Source organism: Pseudomonas sp. PME37.24/006, assembly GCF_055556635.1.
In genome coordinates this window covers 306,558-330,043 of record NZ_JBVHNL010000003.1, presented here as the reverse complement: position 1 = coordinate 330,043, position 23,486 = coordinate 306,558, and the positions used below count along the sequence as shown (strand labels likewise).

General features: G+C 59.9%; 21 protein-coding genes. 16 read left to right on the top strand and 5 right to left on the bottom strand.

All coding sequences use genetic code 11. The features are described from left to right. Nucleotides 1-63 precede the first annotated feature (63 nt). Nucleotides 64-507 carry a universal stress protein gene (locus ACZ3GY_RS12425; RefSeq protein WP_463565505.1) on the bottom strand — a complete coding sequence of 148 codons (444 nt, stop codon included), beginning with the start codon at nt 505-507 and terminating at the stop codon, nt 64-66. Between the two features lie 87 nt (nt 508-594). Between ACZ3GY_RS12425 and ACZ3GY_RS12420 the strand changes: the two genes are divergently transcribed. After that, a complete protein-coding gene (locus ACZ3GY_RS12420; protein WP_465910232.1) occupies nt 595-1,032 on the top strand; it encodes a hypothetical protein in 438 nt (145 codons plus the stop codon). 53 nt (nt 1,033-1,085) lie between these two features. Here ACZ3GY_RS12420 and ACZ3GY_RS12415 read toward each other — a convergent pair whose 3' ends face one another. Then, a complete protein-coding gene (locus tag ACZ3GY_RS12415; RefSeq protein ID WP_465910231.1) occupies nt 1,086-1,895 on the bottom strand; it encodes a hypothetical protein in 810 nt (269 codons plus the stop codon). A 117-nt stretch (nt 1,896-2,012) separates the two neighbouring features. Between ACZ3GY_RS12415 and ACZ3GY_RS12410 the strand changes: the two genes are divergently transcribed. From ACZ3GY_RS12410 to ACZ3GY_RS12380, 7 genes are all read left to right on the top strand, one after another. Then, complete coding sequence (locus ACZ3GY_RS12410) at nt 2,013-2,330, top strand: hypothetical protein (RefSeq protein ID WP_465910230.1); 318 nt, start codon at nt 2,013-2,015, stop codon at nt 2,328-2,330. Then, a complete protein-coding gene (gene fadB, locus ACZ3GY_RS12405) occupies nt 2,330-4,477 on the top strand; it encodes a fatty acid oxidation complex subunit alpha FadB (RefSeq protein ID WP_465910227.1) in 2,148 nt (715 codons plus the stop codon). The genes ACZ3GY_RS12410 and fadB overlap by 1 nt, the downstream gene beginning before the upstream one ends. A gap of 30 nt (nt 4,478-4,507) precedes the next feature. Then, on the top strand, nt 4,508-5,683 hold the full coding sequence (gene fadA, locus ACZ3GY_RS12400) for an acetyl-CoA C-acyltransferase FadA (protein ID WP_465910226.1): 1,176 nt from the start codon (nt 4,508-4,510) through the stop codon (nt 5,681-5,683). A 150-nt stretch (nt 5,684-5,833) separates the two neighbouring features. Then, nucleotides 5,834-6,070: a DUF1653 domain-containing protein gene (locus ACZ3GY_RS12395; protein ID WP_465911034.1), complete on the top strand. Its 237-nt coding sequence runs from the start codon at nt 5,834-5,836 to the stop codon at nt 6,068-6,070. 265 nt (nt 6,071-6,335) lie between these two features. Continuing rightward, on the top strand, nt 6,336-8,942 hold the full coding sequence (gene topA, locus ACZ3GY_RS12390; RefSeq protein WP_465910225.1) for a type I DNA topoisomerase: 2,607 nt from the start codon (nt 6,336-6,338) through the stop codon (nt 8,940-8,942). 54 nt (nt 8,943-8,996) lie between these two features. Next, the gene (locus ACZ3GY_RS12385; RefSeq protein WP_465911033.1) at nt 8,997-9,518 is read left to right on the top strand and encodes a DUF6586 family protein; all 522 of its coding nucleotides are present in this window, start codon (nt 8,997-8,999) and stop codon (nt 9,516-9,518) included. 112 nt (nt 9,519-9,630) lie between these two features. Then, the gene (locus tag ACZ3GY_RS12380; protein WP_463565499.1) at nt 9,631-9,864 is read left to right on the top strand and encodes a hypothetical protein; all 234 of its coding nucleotides are present in this window, start codon (nt 9,631-9,633) and stop codon (nt 9,862-9,864) included. Nucleotides 9,865-9,948: 84 nt separating this feature from the next. On the opposite strand, the gene sulA is transcribed toward ACZ3GY_RS12380, so the two are convergent. Then, entirely contained in the window at nt 9,949-10,407 is a 459-nt protein-coding gene (gene sulA / locus ACZ3GY_RS12375; RefSeq protein ID WP_463565498.1) for an SOS-induced cell division inhibitor SulA, read from the bottom strand. Nucleotides 10,408-10,418: 11 nt separating this feature from the next. Beyond that, nucleotides 10,419-11,030, bottom strand: coding sequence for a transcriptional repressor LexA (gene lexA / locus ACZ3GY_RS12370; RefSeq protein ID WP_225833614.1), 612 nt, complete (start codon nt 11,028-11,030; stop codon nt 10,419-10,421). 264 nt (nt 11,031-11,294) lie between these two features. Here lexA and ACZ3GY_RS12365 point away from each other — a divergent pair, with 264 nt between their 5' ends. Next, complete coding sequence (locus tag ACZ3GY_RS12365; RefSeq protein ID WP_225833612.1) at nt 11,295-11,999, top strand: TetR/AcrR family transcriptional regulator; 705 nt, start codon at nt 11,295-11,297, stop codon at nt 11,997-11,999. 343 nt (nt 12,000-12,342) lie between these two features. Further along, on the top strand, nt 12,343-13,341 hold the full coding sequence (nagZ, locus tag ACZ3GY_RS12360; RefSeq protein ID WP_465911030.1) for a beta-N-acetylhexosaminidase: 999 nt from the start codon (nt 12,343-12,345) through the stop codon (nt 13,339-13,341). 81 nt (nt 13,342-13,422) lie between these two features. Here the strand turns inward: nagZ and mfd are convergent, their stop codons facing one another. Beyond that, a complete protein-coding gene (gene mfd, locus ACZ3GY_RS12355; RefSeq protein WP_465910223.1) occupies nt 13,423-16,866 on the bottom strand; it encodes a transcription-repair coupling factor in 3,444 nt (1,147 codons plus the stop codon). Between the two features lie 152 nt (nt 16,867-17,018). Here mfd and ACZ3GY_RS12350 point away from each other — a divergent pair, with 152 nt between their 5' ends. The 6 genes from ACZ3GY_RS12350 (at nt 17,019) to nqrE (ending at nt 23,480) form a co-directional block, all read left to right on the top strand. Next, nucleotides 17,019-18,467 carry a glyceraldehyde-3-phosphate dehydrogenase gene (locus ACZ3GY_RS12350; protein ID WP_465910222.1) on the top strand — a complete coding sequence of 483 codons (1,449 nt, stop codon included), beginning with the start codon at nt 17,019-17,021 and terminating at the stop codon, nt 18,465-18,467. 400 nt (nt 18,468-18,867) lie between these two features. Next, nucleotides 18,868-20,205 carry a Na(+)-translocating NADH-quinone reductase subunit A gene (locus ACZ3GY_RS12345; protein WP_465910221.1) on the top strand — a complete coding sequence of 446 codons (1,338 nt, stop codon included), beginning with the start codon at nt 18,868-18,870 and terminating at the stop codon, nt 20,203-20,205. 3 nt (nt 20,206-20,208) lie between these two features. Beyond that, nucleotides 20,209-21,420, top strand: a complete 1,212-nt coding sequence (locus tag ACZ3GY_RS12340; protein ID WP_463565493.1) for an NADH:ubiquinone reductase (Na(+)-transporting) subunit B — start codon at nt 20,209-20,211, stop codon at nt 21,418-21,420. Next, complete coding sequence (locus tag ACZ3GY_RS12335; RefSeq protein WP_463565492.1) at nt 21,413-22,201, top strand: Na(+)-translocating NADH-quinone reductase subunit C; 789 nt, start codon at nt 21,413-21,415, stop codon at nt 22,199-22,201. Before ACZ3GY_RS12340 ends, ACZ3GY_RS12335 begins: the two co-directional genes overlap by 8 nt. A 2-nt stretch (nt 22,202-22,203) precedes the next feature. Next, entirely contained in the window at nt 22,204-22,872 is a 669-nt protein-coding gene (locus ACZ3GY_RS12330) for an NADH:ubiquinone reductase (Na(+)-transporting) subunit D (protein WP_465910219.1), read from the top strand. Further along, on the top strand, nt 22,872-23,480 hold the full coding sequence (gene nqrE / locus ACZ3GY_RS12325; protein WP_463565490.1) for an NADH:ubiquinone reductase (Na(+)-transporting) subunit E: 609 nt from the start codon (nt 22,872-22,874) through the stop codon (nt 23,478-23,480). Before ACZ3GY_RS12330 ends, nqrE begins: the two co-directional genes overlap by 1 nt. Nucleotides 23,481-23,486: the final 6 nt, after the last annotated feature.

The window sequence follows — 23,486 nt, the reverse complement described above, 5'->3', positions numbered from 1 at the left end:
ACACTATCTGCTGGCTGATGCTACAGCGCCGGGCTTTGCCCGGCGCTGTTCATTGCGGGGCGATCAGGCCGATGGCTTCTTCAGGCTGACGGCCAGCACGTCGCAGGGCGCGCCGTGCAGCACGTCATTGGCGGTCGAGCCGAGCAGCAAGGCCAGGCCGTGACGGCCGTGGCTGCCGACGATGATCAGATCGCAGTGCTGCTCAGAAGCGAGGCGATGAATTTCCTGGCGTGGCTGGCCGTAAGCCAGGTGGCGGTTTTCCGCGGTGAGCTGAGGGTGCTTGAGGGCGAAGGCGTCGAGGCGCTCCTTGGCCTGCTCGAACTGCTGTTGTTGCAGCATCGACAGATCCATCGGTACGTCGCCGCCAAAAGCCATGGCCATGGGTTCGACGATATGCACCACGGACAGTTTTGCCTGGGTGCTGCTGGCTAGAGCCTGGGCGCGCTTCATTACCGGGTCGCACTCCTCGGTCAGATCGACGGCGACCAGAATGTGCTGGTAGGGCATGAGATTGTCTCCTTTCAGGGTGACCAATGATTTCAAGTATGGCTGGTTTGAGCATTTACCACAGGTTGCGCAGTGGAGATAGAAATTATGACGGGATGGATCGTTGTCGCACTACTGGTAGTCGCACTTAGTCCCCTGGTCTGGCTGGTGCCATCGCGGCGTCAGCGTGGCCAGATGGACGTTCGCATGGAGGCGCGGCGTATGGGTTTGGCCATGCAGCTGGCCCGCGAGGAGTGGCCGTATTGGATGGCTAATACGGCGCCGAGCCCCTGCCCGCAATACCACCATCCGCGACCCCGCGGGCGGCAGGACAGTTGGTGCTACTGGCAGCGAGAGCCAGGCATATGGCTGAACAAATGGCAGGAGCCCTGTGCGGATATGCCGCTCGTCGAGCAGCTTGGCAGCTTGCCTGGAGACGTCTACAAGGCCGAAGCCACTGCGCAGATGATCGCTCTGTGCTGGGGAGAGCGTGCCCGCCCAGAATCGTTGCAGGCTATTGCGAGCTTTCTCAAGGCGCGTGCCTGAGCAATCTCGCGCCGTGGTCAGCGTGTTATCAGCTGTCATGACTGGCTGCTCGCCTAGGCTGGCTTCGAATAGAGGTCGGTGACCTCCATTAGCCCACGAATAATACTGTCCGAGTACTTGTTGACCAGGAACGGCACGCTTTTTTCGTTGTAGTTGCGCAGCGACTTCTCGATGTAGCGCCATTTGGTCGCTACAGCGTCCAGTGCCGTATTGATCTGCGCGCTGTTGCCCGGCAGGCTGCGCAGCGCATCCAGGCGCTTGGAAAAGTCTGCTACCTGATCTTCAATGGGGCGCTCGCTGCTATCCCCGGAAAAGCTGGCGCCTACCGATGCACTGCGTGCGGCGTAGCTCACGGCGATGCTTTGCATCAGCAGGCTGAGCTGCCGGGTGCTGGCGGTCTGCTCGGATATCGCGCGTGCGTCCGCGCGTTGCAATGCGTCGTACAGGGCTTCGCTGGTCGCCAATACCTGGCGGTTGCGTGCAGCCATGTCGGCGACCGGCTGCAAATCTGTGTAGCCCTGCTTCCCCAGCGCGCTCATCAGTGCCGTCAGATCTCGATCATAGGCTTGCCACTCCTCCTGCAGGCGAGTTTGTAGGCGAGCCGCGCCGATGTCAGGCATGCCTGACAGTTTCAAAATCTGTCTGCTGGCTTCCTGGCGAGACTCATCGATCATCCGTGCGTAGCGCTGATCGCCTTCCATACTGTTGTACATGTAGAAGTCGCCCAGACTTTTCTGCGCAGCCAGGTGCAGGCGCAGAAGATGTTGCAGGTAGGGCGAGGTTTCCGCGGCAGCGCTGAAACCAGGCAGCAGCAGGGTGAAGAGCAGGGCGTGTAGAAGGATGGCGCGCAGGCGTGCAGGCATGCTGGAACCTCGGTGAAGACACATCGTTATTGTTGTTTTAGTCATTCGGTGGCAGCCGAATCGCGCGACTCTACCCCTGGTCTCGAATTTTGGCTAGCGCTAAGTCCAGGTGGACGCATGCCTGCCGAATGGCGCGTTATCGACGCCATTGATCTGCTTTTCGCTGCAGGCTTTATCAATCACTGTGGATTGGTAGTGCGCGCTGCAAGTGGCTACAGAACGCCAATTGACAATTACCGGCTTTTCCGTGAATGTGTGCTCACCCAAATCAAACGGGCGTATGAATTGAGCGTTTGCCGCTTCGGCAGTGCCCAATCCAGTCCGAATATCGCATCGGTGGGTAGCGGAATTTCGTCTACGGTGTCTTGTGGCGTGAGTCTGTGGATTGACTCCGGTGTGTACTGTTCAGATTCCCTAAGCGTGGAGATCAGTTGATGATTTACGAAGGTAAAGCCATCACGGTTAAGGCTCTTGAAAGCGGCATCGTCGAACTCAAGTTCGATCTCAAGGGTGAGTCCGTCAACAAGTTCAATCGTCTGACCCTGAGCGAGCTCCGTCAGTCCGTCGACGCGATCAAGGCTGATGCCTCGATCAAAGGCGTGATCGTCAGCAGCGGCAAGGACGTGTTCATCGTCGGTGCCGACATCACCGAGTTCGTCGACAACTTCAAGCTGCCGGAAGAGCAACTGATCTCCGGTAACCTGGAAGCCAACAGGATCTTCAGTGATTTCGAAGATCTGGAAGTGCCCACTGTCGTCGCCATCAACGGCATCGCCCTCGGTGGCGGTCTGGAAATGTGTCTGGCTGCCGACTACCGGATCATGGCCGAAGGCGCCAAGATCGGTCTGCCCGAGGTCAAGCTGGGTATCTATCCGGGCTTCGGCGGCACCGTGCGCCTACCTCGCCTGATCGGTACCGACAACGCCGTCGAGTGGATCGCCTCCGGCAAGGAAAATCGTGCCGATGAAGCCCTCAAGGTCGGTGCGGTGGACGCCGTGGTCAGCGCTGACAAGCTGCAGGCCGGTGCCCTGGATCTGATCAAGCGCGCCATTTCCGGCGAACTGGATTACAAGGCCAAGCGTCAGCCCAAGCTGGAAAAGCTCAAGCTCAACGCCATCGAGCAGATGATGGCTTTCGAAACCGCCAAGGGTTTCGTCGCAGGCCAGGCCGGCCCGAACTACCCGGCGCCGGTCGAAGCCATCAAGACCATTCAGAAAGCCGCCAACTTCGGCCGTGACAAGGCACTGGAAGTCGAAGCCGCCGGTTTCGCCAAGTTGGCCAAGACCTCGGTCGCGGAAAGCCTGATCGGCCTGTTCCTCAACGATCAGGAGCTGAAGAAGAAAGCCAAGGGCTTCGATGCCATCGCTCAGGACGTGAAACTGGCCGCTGTGCTGGGTGCCGGCATCATGGGTGGCGGTATCGCCTACCAGTCGGCGTCCAAAGGCACGCCGATCCTGATGAAGGATATCCGCGAAGAGGGTATCCAGATGGGCTTGAACGAGGCCTCCAAGCTGCTCGGCAAGCGCGTCGAGAAAGGTCGCATGACCACCGCGCAGATGGCCGAATCGCTGAGCGCCATTCGCCCGACCATGTCCTATGGCGACTTTGGCCATGTCGACATCGTCGTCGAAGCCGTGGTCGAGAACCCCAAGGTCAAGCAGGCCGTGCTGGCCGAGGTGGAGGCTGCTGTCAAGGATGACACCATTCTGGCGTCCAACACCTCGACCATTTCCATCAGTCTGCTGGCCAAGGCCCTCAAACGCCCGGAAAACTTCGTCGGCATGCACTTCTTCAACCCGGTGCACATGATGCCTCTGGTCGAAGTCATCCGCGGTGAGAAGTCCAGCGAGAAGGCGGTTGCCACCACCGTGGCGTATGCCAAGAAGATGGGCAAGAACCCGATCGTGGTCAACGACTGCCCGGGTTTCCTGGTCAACCGCGTGCTGTTTCCGTACTTCGGCGGCTTCTCCAAGCTGCTCAGCTTCGGCATCGACTTCGCGCGCATCGACAAGGTCATGGAGAAGTTCGGCTGGCCCATGGGCCCGGCCTACCTGTCCGACGTGGTCGGCATCGACACCGGCCATCACGGCCGTGACGTGATGGCCGAAGGCTTCCCGGATCGCATGGCGGTAGAAGGCCGCACCGCGGTCGACGTGATGTACGAAGCCAACCGCCTGGGCCAGAAGAACGGCAAGGGCTTCTACGCCTACGAGACTGACAAGCGCGGCAAGCCGAAAAAGGTCACCGACCCCGAGGCTTACGAGCTGCTCAAGTCGATCGTGGTCGAACAGCGTGAGCTGAGCGACGAGGACATCATCAACACCATGATGATCCCGCTGTGCATGGAAACCGTGCGCTGCCTGGAAGACGGTATCGTCGAAACGGCCGCCGAGGCCGACATGGGCCTGATCTACGGCATCGGTTTCCCACCGTTCCGCGGTGGCGCGCTGCGCTACATCGACAGTGTCGGGGTGGCCGAGTTCGTGGCCCTGGCCGACAAGTACGCCGATCTGGGCGCGCTGTATCAGCCGACCGAGAAACTGCGTGAAATGGCCAAAAACGGCCAGACCTTCTTTGGTTAATCGCGCAACGATTGGAGCGAGAGTGAATTTATGAGCCTGAATCCAAGAGATGCAGTCATCGTCGACTTCGGCCGTACCCCGATGGGGCGTTCCAAGGGCGGCATGCACCGTAATACCCGTGCCGAGACCCTGTCGGCGCAGCTGATCAGCAAACTGCTGGAGCGCAACGACAAGGTCGACCCCAAGGAAGTCGAAGACGTCATCTGGGGTTGCGTCAACCAGACCCTGGAGCAGGGCTGGAACATCGCGCGTATGGCGTCGCTGATGACCCAGATCCCGCACACCAGTGCCGGGCAGACCGTCAGCCGCCTGTGCGGCTCGTCGATGAGCGCGCTGCACACTGCCGTGCAGGCGATCCAGACCGGTAACGGCGATGTATTCGTGGTCGGCGGCGTTGAGCACATGGGCCACGTCGGCATGATGCACGGCGTCGACCCGAACCCGCACCTGTCGCTGTACGCGGCCAAGGCCTCCGGCATGATGGGCCTGACCGCCGAAATGCTCGGCAAGATGCACGGCATCACCCGTGAGGCCCAGGACAAGTTCGGCGTGCGTTCGCACCAGCTGGCCCATAAGGCCACCGTCGAAGGCAAGTTCAAGGACGAGATCATCCCGCTGCAGGGTTACGACGAAAGCGGCTTCCTCAAGGTGTTCGATTACGACGAAACCATTCGTCCCGAAACCACCCTGGAAAGCCTTGCCAACCTCAAACCGGCGTTCAATCCCAAGGGCGGCACCGTCACGGCGGGTACCTCCTCGCAGATCACCGATGGCGCTTCCTGCATGATCGTGATGTCCGCTCAGCGCGCTCAGGATCTCGGCATCCAGCCAATGGCAGTGGTTCGCGCCATGGCCGTGGCCGGTGTGGATCCGGCGATCATGGGCTACGGTCCGGTGCCGTCGACTCAGAAAGCGCTCAAGCGTGCCGGCCTGACCATCGACGACATCGATTTCGTCGAGCTCAACGAAGCCTTCGCTGCCCAGGCCCTGCCTGTGCTGAAGGATCTCAAACTGCTCGACAAGATGGAAGAGAAGGTCAACCTGCATGGCGGCGCCATCGCTCTGGGTCACCCGTTCGGTTGTTCCGGGGCGCGTATCTCCGGTACCCTGCTGAACGTGATGAAGCAGAACAACGGTACCTTCGGCGTGGCGACCATGTGCGTCGGCCTGGGCCAGGGGATCACCACGGTGTTCGAACGCATCTGACGTTTAGGTGGTTGCACAACCGGGGCTTCTGCCCCGGTTTTTGTTTTTTGGCACTGCGTCGTTGATGCAGGCCGTACCGGTTCGGCGCGCGGCACGAAATGCCGTCCGAGCGTTTTTATCGAACGAAAAATATTTTCAGGAAATTGAATGATGTCGCTGCAGCCCGGTCTCTACCGTCACTACAAAGGCCCCGAGTACCGCGTGCTGGGTTTGGCCAGGCATTCTGAGACGGAAGAAGAAGTCGTCGTGTATCAGGCGTTGTACGGCGAATACGGTCTCTGGGTGCGGCCGCTGGCGATGTTTTGCAGCGACGTGGCATTGGACGGCAAGCGGGTTCCGCGCTTTGCTTTTGTCGAGGCAGAAGCAAGTGTTCTAAGGCGTCCTTGAGATGGCTTCAGGAAACACTTGTCCTTGACCTTGGCTTGACCGCCACTATATATAGCGGGGCCAAAGCAGGTCGCAGGGCACTTTTAGTCGGTTGGATAACGATCCGGCTGATGTGATACAAGCGGCAGCACCACGTTTTTCGGCGTTCGCTCTGTCGAGCGGGCGCTTTCATCGTCGATGCAGCATGCGTCGAGCCGATACGCCCAACAGTTTTTCAGGCGCTTACTCGCCTTTCAATTATCGAATTTCAGGAATTTTCCAATCCATGGGTAAATCGCTGGTCATCGTGGAATCCCCGGCCAAGGCCAAGACCATCAACAAGTACCTGGGCAGCCAGTACGTGGTGAAGTCGAGCATCGGCCACATCCGCGACCTCCCCACCAGTGGCGGGGCGGCAGCCAAGGAGCCTGTCAAACGCGGCAAGGCTGCCGTGGGTGAGGTGCCGGCCCTGTCACCCAAGGAAAAGGCCAAGCGTCAGCTATTCAACCGCATGGGCGTCGATCCCGAGCAGGGTTGGAAAGCCAAGTACGAAATCCTGCCGGGCAAGGAGAAGGTGGTCGAGGAACTGCGCCGCCTAGCCAAAGATGCTGACACCATCTATCTCGCGACCGACTTGGATAGAGAGGGGGAGGCCATCGCCTGGCATCTGCGCGAGTCTATCGGTGGTGACGACAGCCGCTACAAGCGCGTGGTGTTCAACGAAATTACCAAAAAGGCCATTCAAGAGGCGTTTTCTGCTCCGGGTGAACTGGATATCAACCGGGTCAATGCCCAGCAGGCGCGGCGTTTTCTTGATCGCGTGGTGGGCTACATGGTCTCGCCGCTGCTGTGGTCGAAGATCGCTCGCGGGCTGTCTGCCGGACGTGTGCAGTCCGTTGCGGTGAAGCTGGTGGTCGAGCGCGAAAAGGAAATCCGAGCGTTCGTACCTGAAGAGTACTGGGAGGTGCACGCCGATCTGGGCACCGCCAAAGACGCCAACGTGCGCTTTGAAGTAGCCCGCGAGAATGGCGCTGCCTTCAAGCCGCTGAACGAAGCGCAGGCCATGGCCGCGCTGGCGACCCTCAAGGCGTCGAGCTACAGCATCGCCAAGCGCGAGGACAAGCCGACCAGCAGCAAACCCTCGGCGCCGTTCATTACCTCGACACTGCAGCAGGCGGGCAGCACCCGGCTGGGCTTCGGTGTGAAGAAGACCATGATGATGGCCCAGCGTCTCTACGAGGCTGGTTACATCACCTATATGCGTACCGACTCCACCAATCTCTCGGCTGATGCCGTCGAGATGGTGCGTGGTTTCATCGACACCGAGTACGGTAAGCAATACCTGCCGGAGAAGGCCAACATCTACTCCAGCAAGGAAGGCGCTCAGGAGGCGCACGAAGCGATTCGTCCTTCTGACGTCAACGTGCGCCCGACCCAGCTGTCCGGGATGGAGCGTGACGCCGAACGCCTCTACGAGCTGATCTGGCGCCAATTCGTCGCCTGCCAGATGCCGCCGGCCGAATACCTGTCGACTACCGTGACCGTTACGGCTGCGCAGTTCGAACTGCGTGCCAAGGGGCGTATTCTCAAGTTCGACGGTTACACCCGTGCATTGCCACAACTGAGCAAGCCTGGTGATGACGCCGTGCTGCCGGAAATGAAACAGGGTGAAGTGCTCAAACTGATCAAGCTTGACCCTAGCCAGCACTTCACCAAGCCCACGGCGCGCTATTCGGAAGCCAGCCTGGTCAAGGAAATGGAAAAGCGGGGGATTGGTCGTCCATCCACCTACGCAGCGATCATTTCCACCATTCAGGATCGTGGCTACGTGGCGCTGCATAACCGCCGCTTCTATTCGGAAAAAATGGGCGACATCGTCACCGAGCGTCTTTCCGAGAGCTTCTCCGATCTGATGGACTACGGCTTCACCGCCGGCATGGAAGAGAACCTCGATGACGTGGCCCAGGGCGAGCGCGAGTGGAAACACCTGCTCGACGAGTTCTACGGCGACTTCAAGAAGAAGCTCGAGGTGGCCGCCGACGGCGACAATGGCATGCGCGCCAACACGCCAACGCCGACCGATATTCCCTGCCGCGATTGCGGCCGGCACATGATGATTCGTACCGCCTCCACCGGCGTTTTCCTTGGCTGCTCGGGCTATGCCCTGCCGCCGAAGGAACGCTGCAAGGCCACGGTCAACCTGGTGCCCGGTGACGAGATCGCTGCGGATGACGAGGGTGAGTCCGAATCCCGCGTATTGCTCGGCAAGCACCGCTGCCCGATCTGTGCGACGGCCATGGATGCCTACCTGCTGGACGAAACGCGCAAACTGCATATTTGCGGCAACAACCCGGACTGCGCCGGTTATGAGATCGAGCAGGGCCAGTTCCGCATCAAAGGCTACGAAGGGCCGAGCCTGGAGTGCGACAAGTGCGGCAGTCAGATGCAGCTCAAGACCGGGCGCTTCGGCAAGTTCTTTGGTTGCACCAACAGCGAGTGCAAGAACACCCGCAAGCTGCTGCGTAGTGGCGAGCCCGCGCCACCCAAGATGGATGCGGTGAAGATGCCGGAGCTCAAGTGTGAGAAGGTCGATGACACCTACGTGCTGCGTGATGGCGCCTCAGGGCTGTTCCTGGCTGCCAGCCAGTTTCCGAAAAACCGCGAAACCCGTGCGCCACTGGTACTTGAGATCGTCCCGCATAAAGACGAGATCGATCCGAAGTATCACTTCCTGATGAGCGCTCCAGCGAAAGATCCAGAAGGTCGCGCGGCAGTCATCCGTTACAGCCGCAAGACCAAGGAGCAGTACGTGCAGACCGAAGTGGACGGTAAACCCACCGGTTGGAAAGCGTTCTACGACGGTGGCAAATGGAAGGTTGAAGACAAGCGTTGATCTGCCTTGGGCATGCTTCGCTGGAGTGTGCCCATGGCGATCGGGAGAGTGGATATGGCTGGCGAACTGTATACCCGCACGAACCAAAAGATTTTCTACGCCGGGCTTTCTCTGGACTCCTGGCGCAAGGCCGAAGAAGGCCGGGCGATGAATGCCCAGGCGTTGGTGCAGGCCGAACGTGAAGCGACCCTGTTTCATTTGTACGGTGCGTTACTTGGGCTGTGCCATGAAATCGCAGGTTTCTATCGCTTGCCGAACAGCAGTGCCGCGCGTGCCGAGGTATTGCTGGATCGACAGAGCCTGGCTTCTTCACCCAGCCCCGAGTTGGCCGAACTGGTTGAGTTGGCCGAAAATGGGCACACCTGGCTTGGGCAATTATTGGCTGCTCATGCCGAGCTATTCCGGCCTCCGCGCGCCCCGCGCGAGGCTAAGGCCGATCCTGGCGCTACCTCGCTGATCAAGGCGGTAAGTGTCGATGAGGCACAGCCTCCACTTGACCGGGAAACATTGGAGGGCTGGCGTCAGGAGCTGAAAGCACTGGCACAGCGTTTTCGCGTCGGCCTCAGCGAGTGGTGACCGTGCTGGGCACCGACTATTGAAAAGTCCGTTCAGCGCTTAGCGGTTTTTCGCCAAGCGATTGAATGGAGCGGCTGCTACAATGCGCGGCCTTTCGTGGAGAATCCGAGTTATGCCTACTTCCTTCCTTGAAATCGTCGAACTGCCCGATGGGCGTATTGCCCTGCGTCGAGCCGATGATGAGGAAGCACTGGTGGTGTTGGACTTCTCCGAAGATGCCAAGGCCTTTCTCCAGGGCCAGCATGTGGAAGTCGCCAAAGCGATGCTCAATGTCGGCGTGCAAATGGCCGGCAGAATGGCCGAAGGCGATTTTGAGCATGAAGACCAGCCCCGCGTCCTGCACTGATCCGGCTTTCTACCCGCGCCCTCCACGGGCGGTCAGGCAGAAAAGTGACACTCCAACTTCGAGCATTTCTCTGTAAATCGTGGGTCAGCCCAGGCTGATGTTCAGGCTTTGCGCCTGGCCGAGGTGCGCTGCTGCTTCCAGTTGCTGGCGCGCATGCTGGGGCAGGGGATGCAGCCAGCTGACCACCGTATGGCTACGGCCAAGTTTCAAGGCTTCCTGAGCCAGCTGCAGGGCGCTCTGGCTGTTGCGAGGGTGCAGTAGCAGAATCCGCTCACGGTTCAGGCCCGCATCGCGCAGCCAGCTCTGGGTCAGGCTGGCCGGTGGGGCGATCAGGGTCAACCAGCGTTCGTCATCCTTCTCGCTCAGTTCCCGCAGCATGGGCGCCAACAGCGTCAGGCAGTTACCCGCAGCACCTCTCAGCGATACTTCGCTGAACGTGGTTTCCAGTGCTACTGGTTCGGGTTCGGCCACCGCAATGGTCGATGCCAGAAAGGCATCGAACAGCGGAAGTTGGGTACGGCTCAGCGACTGAGGGAACTGCATAAAGCCTCCAATTAGCGGCGTATGACGCCGACACTCAAGCCTTCGATGATCAGCTCCTGTTCTTCCAGGTTCACTTCGATCGGGGCGAATTCTGGGTTTTCAGCCAGCAACCAGACGGTATTGCCTTCACGTTTGAATCGCTTGACCGTCACTTCATCATCGATACGCGCGACCACTACCTGGCCGTTGCGTGCTTCGCTGGTGGTGTGGACGGCAAGCAGATCGCCGTCGACGATGCCGATGTCCTTCATGCTCATGCCGCGTACCCGCAGCAGGTAGTCGGCCCTCGGGCGGAAGAAGTCCGGGTTGATCCGGCAGGCTTCCTCTATATGTTGTTGAGCCAGAATGGGTGCGCCTGCAGCCACTCGGCCGATCACCGGCAGGCCTTCTTCCTCGGCCTGATTGGGCTCGAAACCCGGGATGCGGATGCCGCGGGAAGCGCCCGGGGTCATCTCGATCGCACCTTTGCGGGCCAGGGCCTTGAGGTGTTCCTCGGCGGCATTCGGTGACTTGAAGCCGAGCGCCTGGGCGATCTCTGCACGAGTCGGCGGGTAGCCGTTGTCTTCCAGGCACTGCTTGATGAAGGCGAGGATTTCGGCTTGGCGGGGCGTCAGCTTGATCATGTGGGCGGCTCTGTCTTTTTATACAGTGACTGGGATTATATACAGTAAGCGTCGCTTGGCAATCCATTGATGTGCGTCGCGCCTGTGTTATCCGCCAGGCGGCGTAACGGGCTATGCTCAGCAGGCCATTTTCGAAACCCGGCCGGGATTGCCCGCGACGCTATCGCCAAATGATGACTGAGCATCCAGAATACGGTCTGCGCGACTTGACAGGCGTGCGCGCTGAAACGTATGTTTCAAACACTTGTTTGTCGGATGGATGTCATGGCGCAATCGGAAACCGTTGAACGCATTCTGGATGCTGCGGAGCAGTTGTTCGCGGAGAAGGGGTTCGCCGAAACGTCGTTGCGCCTGATTACCAGCAAGGCTGGGGTCAACCTGGCCGCCGTCAACTACCACTTCGGTTCCAAGAAGGCCCTGATTCAGGCGGTCTTCTCGCGTTTTCTCGGGCCGTTCTGCGCGAGCCTCGAGCGTGAGCTCGACAAGCGCCAGAGCAAGCCAGGGGTGACCTTCAGCCTCGAGGAGTTGCTCGAACTGTTGGTCGAGCAGACCCTGGCGGTGAAACCGCGCAGTGGTAATGACCTGTCCATCTTCATGCGCTTGCTCGGCCTGGCCTTCAGTCAGAGTCAGGGGCACCTGCGCAAATACCTCGAAGAGGTCTACGGCAAGGTGTTCCGGCGCTACATGCATCTGGTGCATGAAGCGGCGCCCGGCATTCCTCCGCTGGAGCTGTTCTGGCGCGTGCATTTCATGCTCGGCGCCGCGGCGTTCAGCATGTCTGGCATCAAGGCCCTGCGGGCCATGGCCGAGAGCGACTTCGGCGTGGATACCTCGATCGAGCAGGTCATGCGCCTGATGGTGCCGTTCCTGGCCGCCGGTATGCGCTCTGAAAGCGGAGTGACCGACCAGCGGCTGGCGACTGCTCAGCTTATTCCTCGCAGTAAAGGCCCAGCCATCATCAAGGCCTGACCGTCTTGTCCGGCTTGCGGGCTGCTCGTCGCTGCCCCTAAGCTACCGCCTATATCAGCAGCTGGTTTCGGCATAGCCAGAGCTTGGGTGATCTCCTCACCGAATCGCCAGATATTCATTGCGCTTGGGCGCGAGCATTCGCTTTGCTGCGCCTGTCTGCGTGCCGAATGCGGAACCTGTTCATGGGGCACTGTCCCATGGCTGTGCGCAGGCCGAGTTTCATATCTGCTGCAAAATCTTTTCCCCAGTGCTCGCTCGATGCGTGGCGCTGATCGATGAAGCGCCTCGCTCCAGCTGAGCGGTGCGGCCACTCAATTAAGGATTACCTGTTGTGAGTACCCCCTTGTATGGCTCCCTGATGGTGGATATCGCCGGCACCTGGCTGACTGCCGAAGACCGGCAGTTGCTGCGCCAGCCCGAAGTCGGCGGCCTGATTATCTTCGCCCGCAATATCGAGAATCCACGTCAGGTGCGTGAGCTGTCACAGGCCATTCGTGCCGTGCGCCCGGATCTGCTGCTCGCTGTGGATCAGGAGGGCGGCCGCGTACAGCGGCTGCGTGAAGGCTTTGTGCGTCTGCCGGCGATGCGCGCCATTGCAGGCTGCGCCGATGCCGAGAGCCTGGCGCGGCAGTGCGGCTGGTTGATGGCGACCGAAGTCCTGGCGGTGGGCCTGGATCTGAGTTTCGCGCCGGTGCTGGATCTTGATCATCAGCGCAGTGCGGTGGTCGGCCACCGTGCCTTCGAGGGTGACTCCGAGCGTGCCACCCAGTTGGCGGGCGCGTTCATTCGCGGCATGGCGGAGGCGGGCATGGCGGCGACCGGCAAGCATTTCCCCGGGCATGGCTGGGCCGAGGCCGATTCCCATGTGGCCATTCCAACCGATGAGCGCAGCCTGGAAGAAATCCGTCAGAACGACCTACGGCCGTTCGCGGCCTTGAGTCGTGATCTTGCGGCGGTAATGCCGGCCCATGTCATCTACCCTCAGGTGGACAGTCAGCCGGCTGGTTTCTCGCGCCGTTGGTTGCAGGACATCCTGCGGGGGGAGCTGGGTTTCGAGGGCGTCATTTTCAGCGATGACCTGTCGATGGCCGGCGCCCATGTGGTTGGCGATGCAGCCAGCCGCATCGAGGCTGCCTTTACGGCGGGTTGCGATATGGGGCTGGTATGCAACGACCGGGCAGCTGCAGAGCTTGCGCTCTCGGCGGCTCAGCGCCTCGGCGTGATAGCGCCCAAGGGCTTGGCGCGCATGCGTCGCCGGGCGTTCCCCTGCATCGACTATCGCCAGGAGCCGCGCTGGGCGCAGGCACTGTCGGCTTTGCGCGCCGCGCAGTTGGTCGAGTAAGTAGCTGCGAAAGCTTCCTGGCTATCGCTTCGCTCACCCCAGGCTATAAAAAAACAGGGCCGCTTATGCGGCCCTGTTTTTTCAGCTTTTCACCGTAGCCAGCAGGCGTTCCAGTAACGCCTCTAGCGTGTTGAAACGCTCTTCCGCACGCTCCATCGGTATGGAGAAGCGGAACAGCGTGGCGCCTTCGAACTTGTAGCGGTTCGGCGCGCTCTGGATCAACTTGATCAGCGTCAGTGGATCGACCGGTGTTTCCGCCGCGAACTCGATGCGCCCACCTTGCGGCCCTGCATCGATCTTCTTGATACCCAGCCGCTCAGCCTGCAGCTTGAGCAGGGTCAGGCGTACCAGGTGTTTGGCTGGCTCCGGCAGCAGCCCGAAGCGGTCGATCATTTCCACCTGCAGCTCTTTCAGGCCGTCTTCGTCGATGGCGTTGGCGATGCGCTTATAGAGGATCAGGCGGGCATGGACGTCCGGTAGGTAATCCTCGGGAATCAGCGCCGGTACACGCAGGTTGATTTCCGGCCCACCGCCCAGCGGTTGGTCGAGGTTCGGCTGCTCGCCCTTGCGGATCGATTTCACTGCTCGTTCGAGCATTTCCATGTACAGGGTGAAGCCAACTGCCTGGATCTGCCCGCTCTGGCCGTCGCCGAGCAGTTCGCCCGCACCACGGATTTCCAGGTCGTGGGTGGCGAGGACGAAGCCAGCACCGAGATCCTGGGCATTGGCGATGGCTTCCAGGCGTTTCTGCGCGTCGTCGGTCATCTGCTTGCGCGGCGGCGTCAGCAGGTAGGCGTAGGCCTGGTGGTGGCTGCGCCCGACGCGACCGCGTAACTGGTGCAACTGAGCCAGGCCGAACTTGTCGGCACGCTCGATGATGATGGTGTTGGCGCTGGGCACGTCGATGCCGGTCTCGATGATGGTCGAGGCGATCAGTACGTTGAAGCGCTTGTGGTAGAAGTCGCCCATCACCTGTTCCAGCTCGCGCTCGTGCATCTGCCCGTGGCCGATGCCGATGCGCGCTTCGGGCACCAGTGCGGCCAGCTCGGCTGCGCACTTTTCGATGCTCTTCACGTCGTTGTGCAGGTAGTACACCTGGCCGCCACGCAGTAGCTCACGCAGCAGCGCTTCCTTGATCGTCGGGTTGTTCTGTTCCATGACGAAGGTACGCACCGAGAGGCGGCGAGCTGGCGGTGTCGCGATGATCGACAAGTCACGCATGCCCGACACGGCCATATTCAGGGTGCGCGGAATGGGGGTGGCAGTGAGGGTGAGGATATCTACCTCACTGCGGAGCGCCTTGAGCACTTCCTTCTGGCGCACGCCGAAGCGGTGCTCTTCGTCGATGATCACCAGGCCCAGGTTCTTGATCTTGACGTCGTCTTGCAGCAGCTTGTGGGTGCCGATAACAATGTCGATCTTGCCTTCGGCCAGTTGCTGCACCGCGGCGTTGATTTCCTTGGCGCTTTTGAAGCGGCTCATCACCTCGACCGTTACTGGCCAGTCGGCGAAACGGTCGCGGAAGCTGTTGTAGTGCTGCTGGGCAAGCAGGGTGGTGGGCACCAGGATGGCGACCTGGCGACCGCCATGTACGGCGATAAAGGCGGCGCGCATGGCCACCTCGGTCTTGCCGAAGCCGACGTCGCCGCAGACCAGGCGATCCATCGGCTTGGGTGCGAGCATGTCGTCACGCACGGCCTCGATGGCACTCTGCTGATCCGGGGTTTCTTCGAACGGGAAACCGGCGCTGAAGGTGTCGTAGTCGGCCTTGGGGTCATTGAACGCGTAGCCTTCACGGGCGGCGCGGCGGGCGTAGATGTCGAGCAACTCGGCGGCGACGTCGCGTACCTGTTCGGCCGCCTTGCGCTTGGCCTTCTGCCAGACTTCCGAGCCGAGGCGATGCAGCGGGGCGAGCGCATCGTCGCTGCCGGTGTAGCGGGCAATCAGGTGCAGGCTGGCGACCGGTACGTAGAGCTTGGCTTCCTCGGCATACATCAGGGTAAGGAACTCGGCGGCTTGGCCGTCGAATTCCATGGTCACCAGGCCCAGGTAACGACCGACGCCGTGATCGATATGCACCACCGGCGCGCCTTCGCGCAGCTCGGTGAGGTTCTTGATGACGTTGTCGCCGCCATCGCGGGTCTTTTCCCGACGCCGACGCTGCATGACGCGTTGGCCAAACAGCGGGCTTTCCGCAATCAGTGCAAGGTTTTCGAGCTGCAGGCCTTCATCCAGCGGCGCAATGGTGATGCCTAGGCGTTCCTTGCTCGCACAGAACTGCGGCCAGCCATCGACTTCCTTGGGCTTGAGCTTGAGGCGCGCGAGCAGCTCCAGTAGCACTTCGCGGCGCCCGGCGGATTCGGCGCAGAACAGCACGCGGCCCGGGTATTCCTCGATGAAACGACGCAGTGCTGCCAGTGGCTCGCTGCTCTTGGCCTGGATCGCCAGGTCGGGCAGGGCGCTGGCGTCGAAGCGCGTGCGGCCTACGCCCGGCTCGATGTCGTCGGCGCTGACTACGACGCGCGGCCAGTCCTTCAGGCGCGCGAAGCAGTCTTCGACCGGCAAGAAGATATCGGCCGGCGGCAGCAGCGGACGCTCGGGGTCGACGCGGCGTTCGTCGTAGCGGTTGCGCGCGTCCCTCCAGAACTGTTCGGCGGCCTTTTCGATGCCGGGCAGCGAGAATACCTGGGTGTCCTGGGGCAGGTAGTCGAAGAGGGTGGCGGTTTCCTCGAAGAACAGCGGCAGGTAGTACTCGATACCGGCCGGAGTGATGCCGGTGGAGAGATCCTGATAGATCGGGCAGCGACGGAAGTCGACGTCGAAGCGCTCGCGGAAGCGCCCGCGAAAATCGGTGACGGCCTTCTTCTCGAGGGGGAATTCGCGTGCCGGCAGCAGCTTGATCGACTCGACCTTGTCTATCGAGCGCTGGGTCTCTGGATCAAAGGTGCGCAGAGTCTCGATCTCGTCATCGAACAGGTCGATGCGAAACGGCTGCTTGCTACCCATCGGAAACAGATCGATCAGCGCGCCGCGTACGGCGAATTCGCCATGCTCATAAACGGTGTCGACGCAGCGATATCCAGAGGCCTCCAGACGCGTACGCATGTCGTTGACGTCGATGCGTTGACCAACATCCAGCACCAGGCTGCTACCCAGCAGAAAGCGGGTCGGTGCCAGGCGATGCAGCGCCGTGGTGACGGGCACGACCAGTACGCCGTGCTTGAGCTCGGGCAGGCGATACAGCGCCGAAATGCGCTGGGAAATGATGTCCTGATGCGGCGAGAACAGGTCGTAGGGCAGGGTTTCCCAGTCGGGGAAATGCAGCACCGGCAATTCTGGCGCGAAGAAGCTCAGTTCCTGCTCCAGGCGCTCGGCGCTCTGGCTATCGGCAGTGAGCAGCAGGGTGAAGCGCTTCGCAGCGCTGGCCGCTTCGGCAATGGCCAGGCTCAGCGCGGCACCGGGCAGGTTGCCCCAGTGTTGTTTACCGGCGGTGGCCGGCAAGGACGGCAGACGCAGTACAGGCACAGGTGGCTCGCGATTGGTAACGATTTGGCCCCCGATTGTAACTATCCGCGAGGATGGCTGTCAGTGTTTCGACCGCTGCAGATTGCCGACCCATGTGTGTGTCGTCATAATGTAGCCCCTTTTTTCAGCCCCTACATGTGGAAGGTATTGCCGTGACTCAGAAGCCCGACCAGTGTCTTGGTGAATGGATTGACCGTGAAGCCCTCGCCGAGGCGATGATTCCGCTGATTGGTCAGCTGTACCGCAACAACAATGTGGTGCTGTCGATCCACGGCCGCAGCCTGATCAACCGTTCGGTCATCGAGATCCTCAAGGCGCATCGCTTCGCACGTCACCGTCAGGCTGACGAAAACGGCTTGGCCGTTCACGATTCCTACGCCGTGCTCAAAGTGATGAGCGAGCTCAAGCTGGGTGCAGCCTCCGTCGACCTGGGCAAGATGGTCGGCAAGTTCAAGGCCGAAGGCCAGGGCCGTAGCATCGAGCAGTTCGTCAAAGACGAACTCGCCGACGTGGCCAACCAGCAGAACGCTTCGCCGCGCAAAGGCACCGACGTCGTCCTTTATGGCTTCGGTCGTATCGGCCGTCTGCTGGCACGCATCCTGATCGAGCACACCGGTGGGGGCGACGGCCTGCGTCTGCGCGCCATCGTCGTGCGCAAAGGTGCCGAGAATGACCTGGTCAAGCGCGCCAGCCTGCTGCGTCGCGACTCGGTGCATGGCAAGTTCGATGGCACTATCACCATCGACGAAGAAAACAGCACCCTGACCGCCAATGGCAATCTGATCCAGGTGATCTACGCCAAGGATCCGTCGGCCATCGACTACACCCAGTACGGCATCAAGGATGCGCTGCTGGTCGACAATACCGGCGTATGGCGTGATGCCGAGGGCCTGGGGCAGCACCTCAAGTGCCCGGGTATCGACCGCGTCGTGCTGACCGCTCCGGGCAAGGGTGCCCTGAAGAACATCGTGCATGGCATCAACCACAGCGAGATCACCGCTGAGGACAAGATCGTCTCGGCCGCCTCCTGCACCACCAACGCCATCGTGCCGGTGCTCAAGGCAGTCAACGACAAGTACGGCATCGTCAATGGCCACGTCGAAACCGTTCACTCGTACACCAACGACCAGAACCTGATCGACAACTTCCATAAAGGTAGCCGTCGTGGTCGTAGTGCCGCGCTGAACATGGTCATCACCGAAACCGGTGCGGCTACCGCTGCTGCCAAGGCGCTGCCGGTTCTCAAGGGCAAGCTGACTGGCAATGCGATCCGCGTTCCGACGCCGAACGTGTCCATGGCGATTCTCAACCTGAACCTTGAGAAGGCCTGCAGCCGCGAAGAAATCAACGAGTACCTGCGCCAGATGGCCATGCACTCCGACCTGCAGAAGCAGATCGATTTCGTCAGCTCTCAGGAAGTGGTGTCCACCGACTTCGTCGGCTCGCGCCATGCCGGTGTGGTCGACGCCGAAGCCACTATCGCCAACGACAACCGTGTTGTCCTGTATGTCTGGTACGACAACGAGTTTGGCTACAGCTGCCAGGTTGTACGCGTGATGGAAGACATGGCTGGGGTCAACCCGCCGGCATTCCCGCGCTGAGTAGGATCATGGCGTGAAAAATGGGAGCTTCGGCTCCCGTTTTTTTGCCCTCGATTTCTCTTCTAGGGCGCGTTTCTTATGAGTATGCGCAAGAGCGCAGTCGCTGGAGGGCATTAGCTCCCTCCATTCGGGAGGCCAATGCACGTCTTAGCACCTGACGACATCGCTTGCGCAGGCATCTATATTCGCGGTCATTCTGTTGCGTCCTGTAACTGAGCGCTAAAAAAGCAAGCGCTTGGCTAGCGTCTAGTTGTCGCACAACTTTATAATCACGGCGATTTCTTACCCGCGTTCGACATCAGCGCACACCCATAAACGCTATGGGGGTGTGCTGACCATTTGGTTTTCAGGTCTCGGGCGCATTCTAAAAAAAGCTTAAAAACAGTGGTTAGGCAAACCTATGATCAAAATAAAACATGGGCTCGACTTGCCCATCACAGGCGCGCCGGCTCAGCAGATCGAGGCTTCTAGACCCGTGCGCAGCGTCGCAGTCATAGGCTTCGATTACCATGATATGAAGCCCACCATGGCGGTTCAGGTGGGTGATCGGGTCAAGCTGGGCCAGATTCTCTTTTCAGACAAAAAGTCTGAGGGTGTGCACTACACGGCGCCAGGCGCCGGTGTGATCAGCGCCATCCATCGTGGGGAGCGGCGCGTGCTGCAATCGGTGGTCATCGACCTCGAGGGCGATGAGCATGAAACCTTTGCTCAGTACGCCGAGGGTCAGCTGGATAGTCTGGATGCTGCTCTGGTGCGCGAGAACTTGCTGCAGTCCGGCCTGTGGACAGCATTGCGTACTCGTCCCTTCAGCAAGGTGCCAGCTGTCGATGCGATCGCCAGCTCGATCTTCGTCAGCGCTATCGATACTCATCCGCTGGCTGCCGACCCCACACTTATTATTGCTGAGCATGCTGCTGACTTCGCCAACGGTCTCAAGGTGCTGAGCTGCTTGAGTCGAGTGTTTCTCTGTAAGGCCGAAGGCGTGAGCCTGCCCGGCGAGCAGTTGCATAACGTACAGACGGAGTCATTCTCCGGCCCCCATCCTGCTGGTTTGCCTGGTACGCACATCCACTTCCTCGATCCGGTCAGCGTCAAGAAAAGCGTTTGGACGATCAATTATCAGGACGTGATTGCGGTTGGCAAACTGTTTACTACCGGCCAGTTGTGGGTCGAGCGTGTCGTCTCGCTGGCCGGGCCGGTGGTCGAGCGGCCGCGTCTGCTGCGTACGCGCCTGGGTGCCAACCTCAACGAATTGACCGCTGGTGAACTTGTCCCTGGCGACAATCGTGTGGTTTCCGGGTCGCTACTTGGCGGGCGTACATCGCGTGGTGCCTGCGCTTACCTGGGGCGCTATCACCTGCAGGTGTCTTGCCTCAAGGAAGGCAATGACCGTGAAGTCATGCATTACCTGCGTGCCGGCGTTAACAAGCACTCGGTGCTAAATATTTTCGTTTCCAAGCTGCAGAGCGCCAAACGTTTTGCGTTTTCCACCACCACCAACGGCAGCCCCAGGGCCATGGTGCCGGTGGGCAACTACGAGGCGGTGATGCCGCTGGATATCCTGCCTACCCAGCTGTTGCGTTACCTGATCGTCGGCGATACCGAGCTGGCTCAGCAACTGGGCTGCCTCGAACTTGACGAAGAAGACCTGGCGCTGTGCACCTATGTGTGCGCTGGTAAATATGAATATGGTCCGATCCTGCGGGACAACCTCAGCCGTATAGAAAAGGAGGGTTAACCCGTGGGTATTCGTGCATTCCTCGACAAGATCGAGCACAACTTCGAGAAGGGCGGCAAGTACGAGAAGTGGTACGCGCTTTACGAAGCGGCCGATACATTTTTCTACCGCCCGGGCAGCGTGACCAAAACCACCGCCCACGTGCGTGATGGCATCGACCTCAAGCGCATGATGATCACCGTATGGGTCTGTACCTTCCCGGCGATGTTCTTTGGCATGTGGAACACTGGCTATCAGGCCAACCTGATCTTCGCGCAAAACCCCGATCTGCTGGCCAGTCAGGAAAGCTGGCGGTTTGCGTTGATTGGCTCATTGGCGGGTTTTGACCCGAACAGCCTGTGGGACAACTTTATTCAGGGCGCTGCCTACTTTCTGCCGGTTTATGCGGTGACCTTCATCGTCGGCGGTTTCTGGGAAGTGTTGTTCGCTTCAATCCGTCGTCATGAGGTCAACGAAGGCTTCTTCGTCACCTCGATTCTGTTTGCCCTGATTCTTCCGCCGAGCATCCCGCTCTGGCAGGTTGCGCTTGGGATCAGCTTCGGCGTGGTGATTGGCAAGGAAGTATTTGGCGGCACGGGCAAGAACTTCCTCAACCCGGCGTTGACGGGGCGTGCCTTCCTGTTCTTCGCCTACCCGGCGCAGATGTCTGGTGATGCAGTGTGGACTGCTGTCGACGGCTTTGCTGGCGCGACCTCGCTGAGTATGGCGGCCACGGGTGGTGTGGAACACATCATCAATGGCGGCGTGACCTGGATGGACGCCTTCATCGGTACCATGCAAGGCTCGCTGGGTGAAACCAGCACGCTGGCCATCTTCATCGGCGGTGCGGTGCTGCTGCTGACCAAGATCGCCTCCTGGCGCATTGTTGCCGGGGTGATGATCGGCATGATTGGGCTGAGCTTGCTATTCAACACCATTGGCTCCGATACCAACCCGATGTTCGCCATGCCGTGGTACTGGCACTTGGTGGTAGGTGGTTTTGCCTTTGGCATGATTTTCATGGCGACCGACCCGGTTTCGGCGTCCATGACCAATACCGGCAAGTGGATTTTCGGTGCCTTGATCGGGGTGATGGTGGTGTTGATCCGTGTGGTCAACCCGGCTTTCCCTGAAGGCATGATGCTGGCGATTCTGTTTGCCAACCTGTTCGCCCCCCTGATTGACCACTATGTCGTTCAGGCCAACATCAAGCGGAGGCTGGCGCGCAATGTCTAGTCAAAAAGAATCCACTAGCCGGACGCTGATCGTCGCCCTGGCGGTGTGTCTGGTGTGTTCGATTTTCGTCGCGGGTGCGGCTATTGCCCTCAAACCGACGCAAATCGAGAATCGCCTGCTCGACAAGCAGCGCAGCATTCTGGCGATCGCCGGGCTGGGCGATGCGAGCATGAGCGCCGCCGAGGTGAAAGAACTGTTCGACGGCCGTATCAGTGCCCGTGTGGTTGACCTGGATAGCGGAACATTCAGCGACGCTCAGGATCCGCTGACCTTTGATCCGCTTGCTGCGTCCAAGGATCCTAAACTGTCCGAGCAGCTTAGCGGTGCCGAGGATATCGCCTCCATCAAGCGTCGTGAGCGCTTCACCACGGTGTATCTGGTGGAGCAGGATGGCAAGATGGAGACCGTCATCCTGCCTGTGCGTGGTTATGGCCTGTGGTCTACCCTGCACGGTTTTCTGGCGCTCAAGGCCGATCTGAACACCATCGCCGGCTTCGGCTTTTACCAGCACGCCGAGACCCCAGGGCTTGGTGGTGAAGTGGATAACCCTCGCTGGAAGAGTCTGTGGCTGGGCAAGACCCTGTACAACGATAAGGGCGAGCTGGCCATTCAGATCATCAAGGGTAATGTCGATGCACAGAGTCCGCGTGCCGATCACCAGGTCGATGGCCTGGCGGGGGCGACGTTGACCAGTAACGGCGTGAATAATCTGTTGCACTTCTGGCTTGGCGAGAAGGGCTTTGCCCAATTCCTCGCTAACCTGCAGAAAGGGGAGGTTTGATCATGTCCCAGCCAAGCATTAAGGAAGTCCTGCTCAATCCGGTCTTCAACAATAACCCTATCGGCTTGCAGATTCTCGGTATCTGTTCGGCCCTGGCGGTTACCTCGAACCTGAAAACCGCGCTCGTCATGTCGATCGCACTGACCTTGGTGACCGGCTTCTCCAACCTGTTCATCTCGATGATCCGCAGCCAGATCCCCAGCTCGATTCGTATGATCGTGCAGATGGTGATCATCGCCTCGCTGGTGATTGTCGTGGATCAGGTACTCAAGGCATACGCGTACAGCCTCTCCAAGCAGTTGTCGGTATTCGTTGGTCTGATCATCACCAACTGCATCGTGATGGGGCGTGCTGAAGCCTTCGCCATGCAGAACCCGCCCGTGCTGTCGTTTTTCGATGGCATCGGCAATGGCCTTGGCTACAGCGCCATGCTGGTGGCACTGGGGATCATCCGTGAGCTGTTCGGCGCGGGCAAACTGATGGGTTACACCATCATTCCAGTGGTCAACGACGGCGGCTGGTACCTGCCCAACGGTATGCTCTTGCTGCCGCCCTCGGCGTTCTTCCTGATTGGCCTGTTCATCTGGGCTATTCGTTCGTGGAAAACCGATCAGGTCGAGAAGAACAGCTTCAAAATGGCGCCTCAGGTTTCGAATAAGGAGGCCTACTGATGGAGCACTATCTCAGCCTGCTGGCGAAGGCCATATTCGTCGAGAACATGGCGTTGGCCTTCTTCCTCGGCATGTGTACCTTCATTGCCATTTCGAAGAAAGTTGAGACCGCGATCGGTCTTGGCATTGCCGTGATCGTGGTGCAGGTCATCACCGTACCGGCGAACAACCTGATTTATACCTACCTGCTCAAGGACGGCGCGCTGGCCTGGGCTGGCCTTCCGGATGTCGATCTGAGCTTTCTGGGGCTGCTCAGCTACATCGGTGTTATTGCGGCAATCGTACAAATCCTGGAAATGCTGCTGGATAAGTACGTACCTGCGCTTTACAACGCGTTGGGCGTGTTCCTGCCGCTGATCACGGTGAACTGCGCCATCATGGGTGGCACCCTGTTCATGGTGGAGCGTGATTACAACCTGGCGGAAAGTACGGTCTACGGCTTTGGCTCCGGTCTTTCCTGGGCGTTGGCGATTGCTGCTTTGGCGGGTATCCGCGAGAAGCTCAAGTACAGCGATGTACCTGCCGGCCTGCAAGGGCTGGGTATCACCTTCATCACCATCGGTCTGATGTCGCTTGGCTTCATGTCCTTCTCCGGCGTGCAGTTGTAAGGAAAG